Genomic DNA, 11,569 nt, shown 5'->3' with positions numbered 1-11,569 from the left:
AATGTCCAGATTCATTGGGCCATCACAATATTTTTAGAGCGCAAAAAAAAAACTCCGTATTCTTAATGACATACGGAGTTTTTTATCCGGTTTAATATTAATGTCGATTACGTACTAGCTGATAGCGACGGGTGAGATACTCAACCGGAACGCTCCAGATATGCACGAGACGACAGAACGGAAATAGCACGAATAGCGTCATTCCCAATACGATATGCAGCTTAAAGATCGGCGCAACACCGTCTAAATGCGTAGCCGCACCGGTATGGAATGTCACAATAGATTGTGCCCACGCCACCAGCTTCATCATTTCACTGCCGTCCATATGCTGGGCGGAGAAAGGAATGGTAAGAAGCCCTAAGCACACCTGAACCACCAACAGCGTCAGAATTAAAATATCGCCCACGCTTGAGGTTGCACGCACACGAGGGTTCATTAAACGCCGCTTAAGCAGCATAACGCCACCGATCAGCATCATCACGCCGCAGGCACCACCGGCAAACATCGCCATTTTTTGCTTAATTGGCACCGGCAGGAATGATTCATACATCCAGTGCGGCGTTAGCATTCCTAGGAAATGCCCAGCAAAAATACCTAAAATCCCAATGTGGAAAAGATTAGACGCCAGACGCATGCCTTTTTTATCCAGCATTTGGCTAGAGCCCGCACGCCAACTATATTGTCCATAGTCGTAACGGATCCAACTGCCAATCAGGAAAATTGCCCCCGCCAGATACGGATAGATATCGAAAAAGAACTGGTTGAGATAATTCATTAGCGTTCTCCTGCCACCGGCGTGGCGTCCAAACTGAGATACTGCGGCGCAACCGCACCTGCGAAACGACGGTGATGGGCATTCTGCTGTGCCGAAGCACAGCCTTCTTCACCCAGAAACTTCACCTGTTCCTCTTCCCACACCGCATCTAATGCCGCCGGCGTATCGTCACGCGTTTCCTGCGCAACTTTATCGCTCAGTTGTTCACTGGCGACGTGAGTGCCTGAAACTGCCAGCAGCAGATCAAACAGCACGGCATAGTGGCTTTGGCGATCTTTTAGACGTGCGCCCAATAACGCCAGAATCGGCACGATGTCCAACAATCCCTGACGCGCCGTTTCACTATCGCGGCTAGCAAGGAACTCAAGATACATCGGCAGGAAATCAGGCAGCTCGCGGCTGTCGATCTCTAAACCTGCGGCGTTATATTGTGCCATCAGATCGACCATCGCCTGACCGCGATCGCGGGATTCACCGTGTACGTGTTCAAACAACAGCAAAGACGTCGCCCGACCACGGTCAAACAGTTCACAGTATTGCGCCTGAACGTCCATCAGATCGTTTTGGGTAAAATCACTAATAAAGGTCAGCAACTGCACCGACTGCGCCAGCGTCAATTCACTGGCATCATCTAATGCCTCCACCAGCTCTTGCCGATTTTCCCACAATGCCTCATCGGGATAATCCAGCAGACGAGCGATAATACGCAGCGTCATCATCAGCTTTTCTCCCCATGAATATCGGCATCACGCGGCGTTTTCTGCGTCACGTCGATAGCATCAATGCGGCGACTGTTAAACAAGTTGAACTTGGTATCGCTGCCGTGGCAGCCATCGCCAAAGCTAAACCCGCAGCCTTTGCTTTCAGGGAACGCTTCACGCGCTTGTTCACGATGGCTGGATGGGATCACGAAGCGATCTTCGTAATTCGCGATGGCTAAATAGCGATACATTTCCTGCGCCTGAGCCTCGGTTAATCCCACCTGCTCCAACGCACTGGTGTCGATAACCCCGTCAACGGTTTCGGCACGTTTGAAGTGGCGCATGGCCAACATGCGTTTCAACGCCAGCAGCACCGGCGCGGTATCGCCCGCGGTCAGCAGATTAGCCAAGTATTGAACGGGGATACGCAGGCTTTCAACATCGGGCAATACACCGGTATGTGGCAAAGCACCGGCATCGGCCGCCGACTGAATTGGCGACAACGGCGGTACATACCACACCATTGGCAGCGTGCGATATTCAGGATGCAGCGGCAGAGCCAGCTTCCAGTCCATCGCCATTTTGTATACAGGCGATTTCTGCGCAGACTCAATCACGCCCTGCGGGATGCCGTCTTTCAAGGCCTGTTCAATCACCGCCGGATCGTTAGGATCCAAGAAGATATCCAGCTGGCGCTGATACAGATCTTGTTCATTTTCTGCCGATGCCGCATCGGCAATTTTATCTGCGTCATACAGCAATACGCCGAGGTAGCGGATACGCCCTACGCAGGTTTCAGAACAGATGGTTGGCTGCCCAGACTCGATGCGCGGATAGCAGAAAATGCACTTCTCAGATTTGCCGCTTTTCCAGTTGAAGTAGATTTTTTTGTACGGGCAACCGGTCAAACACATGCGCCAGCCGCGGCACTTGTCCTGATCGATCAGCACAATGCCATCTTCCGAACGCTTATAGATCGCGCCGCTTGGGCATGTTGCCACACACGCCGGATTCAGACAGTGCTCGCACAGGCGTGGCAAATACATCATGAAAGTATTTTCGAACTGGCCGTACATCTCTTTTTGCATGTTGGCGAAGTTCTGGTCTTTGGCGCGCTTGGAAAATTCGCCGCCCAGAATATCGTCCCAGTTCGGGCCGTTTTCGATCTTCTTCATACGCTGACCTGTGATCAGCGAGCGCGGGCGCGCGATCGGCTGATGCTTACTTTCCGGCGCGTTTTGCAGATGATGATAATCGTAGTCAAACGGTTCGTAGTAATCGTCTAATCCCGGAACATCAGGGTTAGCAAAGATTTTCGACAGCAGCCCCACGCGGTTGCCCATACGCGGTTCTAGCTTGCCGTTAATCTTGCGGATCCAGCCACCTTTCCATTGGGATTGGTCTTCCCAGTTGTGGGGATAGCCCACGCCAGGTTTGCTTTCTACGTTGTTAAACCACGCGTATTCGGTGCCTTCACGGCTGGTCCAGACGTTTTTACAGGTCACGGAACAGGTATGGCAGCCAATGCATTTATCGAGATTCAGCACCATGCCGACTTGAGAACGGATTTTCATTTGGCTTTCTCCTGCTGGCTACCCTGTGAGTAGTCATTACCTTCTTCGTCTAACCAGTCGATACGGTTCATCTTACGTACCACCACAAACTCATCACGGTTGGAACCTACGGTGCCGTAGTAGTTAAAGCCGTAGGCCAACTGGGCATAGCCACCAATCATGTGCGTCGGTTTAGGCGAAATACGCGTGACCGAGTTATGAATACCACCGCGTTGGCTGGTGATTTCTGAACCAGGAATATTCACGATACGTTCCTGCGCGTGATACATCATGGTCATACCCGCAGGGATACGCTGGCTCACCACCGCACGCGCGGTTAATGCGCCGTTGGCGTTGAAGGCTTCGATCCAGTCGTTATCTTCAATACCTAACTCTTTGGCGTCATCTTCGCTCAGCCAAACAATTGGGCCACCGCGGCCTAACGTCAGCATCAATAAGTTATCGCTGTAAGTTGAGTGAATGCCCCACTTCTGATGCGGAGTCAGGAAGTTCAGCGCTTTCTCTTTGTTGCCGTTAGGGGATTTCCCCATCACCGGTGCCGCCGCGCGGGTATCAATCGGTGGACGATAGACCAGCAAGCTTTCCCCGAAGGCACGCATCCATTCATGGTCTTGATAAAGCTGCTGACGGCCGCTCAGGGTGCGCCACGGGATCAGCTCATGCACGTTGGTGTAACAGGCGTTATAAGAGACATGTTCGTCTTCCAAGCCTGACCACGTTGGGCTAGAGATAATCTTGCGCGGCTGCGCCTGAATATCGCGGAAACGAATTTTTTCGTCTTCTTTGTTCAGCGCCAAATGGGTGTGGTCACGACCGGTAATATTGCTCAGCGCCTGCCATGCTTTCACCGCTACCTGTCCGTTAGTTTCAGGTGCCAATGACAGAATGACTTCTGCCGCATCAATCGCGGTTTCGATTTTCGGACGTCCAGCGGCTGCGCCGTCTGGCTGGGTATAGTTAAGCTGTTTGAGGAAATCGACCTCGGTCTGGGTATTCCAGCTAATGCCTTTGCCGCCGTTGCCCAAGGTGTCCATTAACGGCCCCAGAGACGTAAAGCGCGCATAGGTATTTGGATAGTCACGTTCAACCGCAATGATGTGCGGTGCGGTTTTACCCGGAATAAGATCGCATTCGCCTTTTTTCCAATCCTTCACGCCAAACGGCTGCGCCAATTCGGCAGCAGAGTCATGCTGGATAGGCAATGTCACGATGTCAGTTTCTTTACCTAAATGACCGTCACACATGCGTGAGAACGCATCGGCGATACCTTTATAGATTTCCCAATCGCTTTTGGATTCCCACGCGGGATCGACCGCGGCAGACAATGGATGAATAAACGGATGCATATCCGACGTATTCATATCGTCTTTTTCGTACCATGTGGCGGTTGGCAGCACGATATCGGAATAGAGGCAGGTACTCGACATACGGAAATCAAGCGTAACCACCAGATCCAATTTGCCTTCGCCCGGGTTGTCTTTCCACTCGACGTCTTCAGGTTTCACTCCGCCCTGCTGACCTAAATCCTGACCTTGAATACCGTGTTCGGTACCCAGCAGGTATTTCAGCATGTACTCATGGCCTTTACCGGAAGATCCCAGCAGGTTTGAACGCCATACGAACAGGTTACGTGGGAAGTTTTTCTCATCGTCCGGCTGCTCGGCGGCAAAGCGAATCGAACCTTCTTTCAGGCTTTTCACCGTGTAATCCACCGGAGACAGGCCTGCTGCACGGGCTTGTTCAGCGATATGCAGAGGGTTTGTCCCAAGCTGAGGCGCGGAAGGCAGCCATCCCATGCGTTCAGCGCGTACGTTCAAATCAATCAGGCTGGTGCTGAAGCGAGATTTATCCGCCATTGGCGACAGCAGTTCTTCGGTGCCAACGGTTTCATAGCGCCACTGGCTTGAATGGTTGTAGAAGAAAGAGGTGCTGTTCATGTGGCGCGGTGGGCGCTGCCAATCCAGACCAAATGCCAGCGGAGTCCAGCCCGTTTGCGGACGCAGTTTTTCCTGCCCCACGTAGTGAGCCCAGCCGCCGCCGCTTTGGCCGACGCAGCCGCAGAAGATCAGCATGTTGATCAGGCCGCGGTAGGTCATATCCATGTGATACCAGTGGTTGACACCGGCACCCACGATAATCATGGAGCGACCGTGGGTTTTCTCGGCGTTTTCCGCAAACTCACGCGCAATGCGCACGATATTTTCTTTGCTTACGCCGGTCACCAGTTCAGCCCAAGCTGGAGAATAGGCTTTCACGTCGTCATAGCTTTGCGCGCAGTTTTCATCGTTCAAGCCGCGCTCAATGCCGTAGTTTGCCAAGGTCAGATCGTAGACGCTGGTCACTAACGCCGTTGTACCATCGGCCAGCTGTAGGCGTTTAACCGGCAGCTTATGCAGCAGCACGTCTTTCAGCTCAACGCTGTTGAACGGATCGCTTTCGCCGGTTTTAATACCGCCGAAATACGGGAAGCCCACTTCGGCAATCTCGTCATAGTTATCGAGCAGGCTGAGCTGAAGTTTAACTTCTTCACCGCTCACGCCGTCACGCTGTTCGAGATTCCACTTGCCTTTCTCACCCCAGCGGTAGCCGATAGACCCCTGCGGCGCGGTAAGCTCGCCGTTTTGGTTAATCGCAACGGTTTTCCATTCAGGGTTATTCTCTTGGCCTAAACCATCCACCAAGTCAGAAGCACGCAGCATACGGCCTGCCGCATAATGCCCCTCTGCGCGCTGCTCTAGCAGCACCAGCATTGGCATGTCGGTGTAGGTGCGCACGTAGTCGGCAAAGTATTCGGTCTGGCGCTGAACGTGGAATTCATTGAGGATCACATGGCCCATCGCCAGCGCCATGGCGCTATCGGTACCCTGTTTCGGGTTCAGCCAGTGGTCGCACAGCTTGGCAATTTCCGCGTAGTCAGGCGTCACCGCCACGGTCTTCGTGCCTTTGTAACGCACTTCGGTGAAGAAGTGCGCATCCGGCGTACGCGTTTGCGGAACGTTAGAGCCCCAAGCGATGATATAAGAAGAGTTATACCAGTCAGCCGATTCAGGCACGTCGGTTTGCTCGCCCCACGTCATTGGCGACGCAGGCGGTAAATCGCAGTACCAGTCATAGAAGCTCAGGCATACGCCGCCGATCAGCGACAGATAGCGTGCGCCCGCCGCATAGGAAACCATCGACATCGCAGGGATCGGCGAGAAACCGATAATGCGGTCTGGGCCGTACTGCTTGGCGGTATAAACGTTGGATGCCGCAATCAGCTCGTTTACTTCTTTCCAGCTAGAACGAACAAAACCGCCGCGACCACGCGCCTGTTTGTATTCTTTAGATTTTTCGGTATCGCTAACGATAGAAGCCCATGCGTCTACCGGATCGCTATGCTGAGCTTTCGCTTCACGCCACAGCTTCATCAGACGCTTGCGCATCATCGGATATTTCACGCGGTTAGCGCTATACAGATACCAAGAGTAGCTCGCGCCGCGCGGGCAGCCGCGTGGTTCGTGGTTTGGCAAATCAGGGCGAGTACGAGGATAGTCAGTCTGCTGGGTTTCCCAAGTGACTAGCCCGTTCTTGACATAAATCTTCCAGCTACATGAACCGGTACAGTTTACCCCGTGGGTAGAGCGCACGATTTTGTCATGTTGCCAGCGGCTACGGTATCCGTCTTCCCAGTCACGGTTAACGTTCAGTTCTTGGCCGTGGCCATCAGCGAACGTTTCGCCTTTCTGTTTGAAATAACGGAACCGGTCAAGAAATTTGCTCATCCGGAGTTCTCCTGATACGGGGATTAAATCCCCTGTCATTATTGTGAAATATGCGTGATGCATTGCTCAGATTGCGGCCAGACTACCGAGCGTTACGCGCGCGGAACTTGATTGCGATCAAGGCAGAATGCGGGGCCTATTCCAGTATTAGCGCGAAATACCACCAAAGGATAAGATCCAGAAAAGCATCTAATTAAATGAAAAATAGAGATTAATTTTAAATCCGCATGTTTTATTGAGGATAATTTGCTAGGCAAGACTATTTGGGGGTAGGTAAGTCGTTGATGGCAATCAGGTCAGTGTTTTTGCTTAATACTTCAACGTCAAAATATAAGAAAAAAGAGTAACAACATGAAAATGGGATATTGTATTTACCGCTCAGACATATCAGCATCACGCCGAAAATATTCCCTTCTGGATTATTCTTTCAGCCAGAAGTCGCGTTTTACTCTTGAGATTGACACCTGATGAGTCATATAAAATATGTGATGTTCCCTGTTTTGGCAGCGCTTCCCTTATTCGCTAATGCCATTGAGCCAGACACCAGCTCTCCCATTCAGCATCAAAAATGCGGAAAAAACATTAACCTAACATTGAGAAACGTGGCCGATGGTCACGCCGTTATCGGTTTGATTAACCGTAAAACCAAGGCTTGGGATTATTTTTACTCTCATAATGGCTTTGTCAGCGATTACAAATATTCCCAATATGCTCCCGCTATCCATAACACTAAATCCGATAGCTATGAACTGGCTAAAGAAACAGCCAATAACAGCCCTGAAATTTATTGGGGCGTGGATAAAGCCGGTAATTATCGATTAACTCTTGGCAAACACAGCTATCGCTGCGGGCCGCTGATGGCGCCAGAAACCAACCCAGCGCGTGTAAATGACAATTTAAACGCGGCCTATGGGGAATAGTCACCCCGCTGTTCGCCCATAATAAAAAGCCCCCGCGAGAATTCAGCGGGGGCTTTTTTATTAGAACGAGCAAACTTATTAACGTGTTACCGACCGTTTAAAAGATCGAGATACACGGGTCTAGCACACCGCGGGGCGGTTACGGAACACATCCATGTGTTCCTCCCTAAAGGGCAACGCTTCCGCGTTGTTCAACTTTGCTCCAGGCAAAGTTGTCGGCGGCTTACGCCGCTACGACCCCATCGGTGTACTCCCCCTAAAAATAAGCTTAAGTATCTTACTTTAAACCTATTAGCGGGCTTTCTTTGTTGCCAGCGTTTTCAAATTACGGCCATAAACAAACCACGTAATCAGAATACAGACGACGTAAAACACCACAAAGATCTTCATTGCCCCAGCCGGAGAACCGGTCAGCGCCAACGATGTGCCAAAGGCTTTAGGAATAAAGAAGCCCCCTGCTGCACCAATAGCGGAGATAAAACCTAACGCCGCCGCAGTATCGGTGACGGCTTCGCGCTGTGCCTGATCGTCGCTACCGCCACGCGCTTTCACGCTGTCGATAGTGATCTTACGGAATACCACCGCAATCATCTGGAACGTTGAACCACTGCCTAAGCCTGCGGTTAAGAACAGCAGCATAAAGACGCTGTAGAAGGCAATAAACGAACCACCCACGCCGTGAGTTGGCAGCGTCAGGAACAACAGCGCGGCGAAAATCGCCATCAGCACAAAGTTGATCAGCGTAACCCGAATACCACCAAAGCGATCGGACAAAGCCCCGCCGACCGGACGAGCCAGCGCACCGAGGAACGGGCCAAAGAAGGCGTAATGCAGGATCACCACATCAGGGAACTGAGTTTTTGACAGCATGGCAAAACCTGCCGAAAAACCGATAAACGAGCCGAACGTAGAGAGATACAGCACGCTCAAGATCCACAGGTGCCCACGTTTAAGCACCGGTAGCTGTTGGCTGAGCGAGGCCTTCGACGCGGCTAAATCATTCATGCCAAACCAAGCAAACAGCGTGGCAATAATCAGGAACGGCACCCAGATCCACGCGGCATTTTCCAACCACAGGCTACTACCGTCTGGCTGGGTATGACCTGTACCCCCGAAGATACCGAAAATGCTGATGGAAATAGCAATCGGCGCAATCAGCTGCATCACGCTGACGCCTAAATTACCCAAGCCCCCGTTTAAGCCCAGCGCTCCACCCTGTTTGTTCTTAGGGAAGAAGAAGCTGATGTTAGCCATGCTGGAGGCAAAGTTAGCGCCGGCAAAACCACACAGCAGGGAAATCGTCACGAAAACGCTAAACGACGTCGTTGGGTCCTGCACCGCATATCCCAGCCATAGGCAAGGAATAATGAGGAAAATAGTGCTGATTGCGGTCCAGCGACGCCCACCAAACATAGGGATCACAAAGGAGTATGGCACACGCAAAATCGCGCCCGAAACAGAAGGCAGCGCGGTCAACATAAACAGCTGATCGGTGGTGAAGTTAAACCCGACCTTGTTGAGATTTACCGCCACCGCGCTGAACAGCATCCAGACGCAAAAAGCGAGTAATAAACAGGGAATTGAAATCCATAGATTACGCTGAGCTGTTTTTTGGCCGATTTGCTGCCAAAAATCAGGCTCTTCAGGGCGCCAATCCTGGATCACGCCCCCTTTCGATTGTGTATCTGGAGCGGATGCTTGTGTCATAAAAACCTCTGCCTTTATCCGGTTAGTAGCGGAGTTGTACGCATCACGCCCGTGGGCAAACTTGATACAAATCAAGCCGCTGTAAGGTAGCAATTTGGCGAAATCAGCCATAACTCCCTTAATGAGTAGTCTATAATGAGAAAAATATTTCCGAAGAATCATCCGGTTAAAGCTTTAATAATTGCGCCTTCGCTGTGTGAGTGGCACACGCAAATATTAAGGGTTACTTCCTTATGGGTATGGGGTTATAGGCTAGGATGATTTAAAAAGGCTTTTCAAAGGTATCTTTCCCTTTTCCCGCAGCCGGTAGATTTTCATGAAACATTTCTGTGCACGTTTTTCCATCGTCAGTCAGGTAGCCGTTTTGATGCTACTGCTTGGCGTATGTGGTATCGCAGGAATGAGCGTTTCCAGCTGGATGGCGCAGAGCATTCAAGGCAACGCGCACGCGATCAACACATCCGGGTCGCTGAGAATGCAGAGCTATCGTTTACTCTCGATGGTACCGCTGAATGCTAATGCGGATAGCAAGCGCTGCCTTAATGAATTAAATAGAGATTTAAACAGCCCGGTATTGCTTTCAGCCGTCAAGGAAGAGCATCTCAACACGCAGTTTTCCGCCCTGCAGCGTGCTTGGCAAGGCGATCTGCTTCCCGCGCTGCTGGCAGCACAGCACCCCGACGATGCTCGAGATAACGTGGCCAAATTCGTCGGCCACTTAGATGAACTGGTTTCCGCCATCGATCACCAAACCGAACAGCGTTTGACGATGGTTAGCGTAGTGCAAAAGATTTTTATTATTCTCACGCTGTTACTGCTGGTTGGCACCGTAGTCTATTTACGCCGTCGATTACTCCACCCTTGGCGTCAGTTAGTCAGTATGTCGCAGGCAATTGGGCAAGGAAATTTCAGCCAGCGTTTTCAGCAGACCGATCATCAGGATGAAATGGCTATTTTGGGTTCAACGCTGAATGCTATGTCATCCGAACTCTCGCTGATGTATGGCAAACTCGAACAGCTGGTAGAGCAAAAAACCACGGATTTACAAAAGAAAAATCAGGTTTTGTCGTATCTATATCGTGCCAGCCGCCAGCTCCATTCACGCGCGCCGTTATGTTCTCGCCTGCTGCCGGTGCTCACGGAGCTGCAAGAGCTCACGCCGCTGCATTCGCTGCAAATACGCTTATATGAAAATAACAGCGACGAGCAGTTTGATGAGCTTAACTGTGTGGAAACACAGCGTCCCAAGCACTGTCCTGATACGCATTGCGTTCAATGTTTAAATCATTCTGAGCATGTTCCAAATAAACCTAGCTCTACGGTCAGTTGGAGCTTGAACGATCAAAGCGGCCGCTATGGTTTGATTTTGGCCCAGCTGCCTGAGGGCGTAACGCTACAGCCCGAGCAAACGCAGCTGATGATGACGTTGTCCGAACAGATCACCAGCACCTTGGCGCTGGAACAACAGGCCGATCAACAGCAACAGCTGGCGGTGATGGAAGAACGTTCTGCCATTGCCCGTGAGCTGCACGACTCCATCGCCCAATCGCTCTCATGCTTAAAGATGAAAATCAGCTATTTACAGATGCAGTCCACGGCGTTACCTGACAATATTCAAACCCAGCTGCAAGAGATGCGCGAAGAGCTGAATGCCGCCTATCGTCAACTGCGCGAGCTGCTGACGACTTTTCGTCTGAAGCTTAGCGAGCCGGGGTTACTGGCTGCTTTACAGGTCACCATCGCCGAATTTAATCAACGCTTTGGTTTTGCTATCCATTTTGACTATCAGCTTCCAGCCAAATGTGTTCCATCACATCAGGCGATTCATTTAGTACAAATTGCCAGAGAAGCACTAAGCAACATACTTAAACACGCGCAGGCAACGCAGGTTGATATGACCATCACCCTACAAGATGATGAAATCGTTATGTCTATTTGTGACAACGGCCTGGGTATTAGCGCTTCCCCTGAGCGACAGAATCACTACGGTCTCGTGATTATGAGCGATAGAGCCCAGAGTCTGAACGGAGAATGCCGAATTTCACGCCGTGCGAGCGGTGGCACCGAAGTACGAGTCACATTCCCGCAGGAATTACGCTAATCCCACGGCATCTGGTTTAGAGGAGAA

7 protein-coding genes are annotated in these 11,569 nt (G+C 51.2%); 2 read left to right on the top strand and 5 right to left on the bottom strand.

Annotated features, from left to right (window positions below; genetic code table 11):
* Positions 1-97: 97 nt before the first annotated feature.
* From narI to BN1044_RS10515, 4 genes are read right to left on the bottom strand one after another with little or no spacing between them, the layout of a single operon-like run.
* Complete coding sequence (gene narI / locus BN1044_RS10530) at positions 98-775, bottom strand: respiratory nitrate reductase subunit gamma (RefSeq protein WP_072308624.1); 678 nt, start codon at positions 773-775, stop codon at positions 98-100.
* Positions 775-1,494, bottom strand: a complete 720-nt coding sequence (gene narJ / locus BN1044_RS10525) for a nitrate reductase molybdenum cofactor assembly chaperone (protein ID WP_063586649.1) — start codon at positions 1,492-1,494, stop codon at positions 775-777. Before narJ ends, narI begins: the two co-directional genes overlap by 1 nt.
* Complete coding sequence (gene narH / locus BN1044_RS10520; RefSeq protein WP_025799842.1) at positions 1,494-3,050, bottom strand: nitrate reductase subunit beta; 1,557 nt, start codon at positions 3,048-3,050, stop codon at positions 1,494-1,496. The genes narJ and narH overlap by 1 nt, the downstream gene beginning before the upstream one ends.
* On the bottom strand, positions 3,047-6,814 hold the full coding sequence (locus tag BN1044_RS10515; protein WP_072308623.1) for a nitrate reductase subunit alpha: 3,768 nt from the start codon (positions 6,812-6,814) through the stop codon (positions 3,047-3,049). The genes narH and BN1044_RS10515 overlap by 4 nt, the downstream gene beginning before the upstream one ends.
* 467 nt (positions 6,815-7,281) lie before the next feature.
* On the opposite strand from BN1044_RS10515, the gene BN1044_RS10510 reads away from it, so the two are divergent.
* Entirely contained in the window at positions 7,282-7,734 is a 453-nt protein-coding gene (locus BN1044_RS10510; protein ID WP_072308622.1) for a hypothetical protein, read from the top strand.
* 291 nt (positions 7,735-8,025) lie between these two features.
* On the opposite strand, the gene BN1044_RS10505 is transcribed toward BN1044_RS10510, so the two are convergent.
* The gene (locus BN1044_RS10505; RefSeq protein WP_072308654.1) at positions 8,026-9,441 is read right to left on the bottom strand and encodes a NarK family nitrate/nitrite MFS transporter; all 1,416 of its coding nucleotides are present in this window, start codon (positions 9,439-9,441) and stop codon (positions 8,026-8,028) included.
* Between the two features lie 316 nt (positions 9,442-9,757).
* Between BN1044_RS10505 and narX the strand changes: the two genes are divergently transcribed.
* On the top strand, positions 9,758-11,542 hold the full coding sequence (gene narX / locus BN1044_RS10500) for a nitrate/nitrite two-component system sensor histidine kinase NarX (protein ID WP_072308621.1): 1,785 nt from the start codon (positions 9,758-9,760) through the stop codon (positions 11,540-11,542).
* The last annotated feature ends 27 nt before the right edge of the window (positions 11,543-11,569 follow it).

The organism is Hafnia alvei, from assembly GCF_900095695.1.
GTDB lineage: Bacteria > Pseudomonadota > Gammaproteobacteria > Enterobacterales > Enterobacteriaceae > Hafnia > Hafnia alvei_B.
The sequence above is the reverse complement of the archived record's forward strand: the minus strand, read 5'-3'. Positions and strand labels throughout refer to the sequence as shown.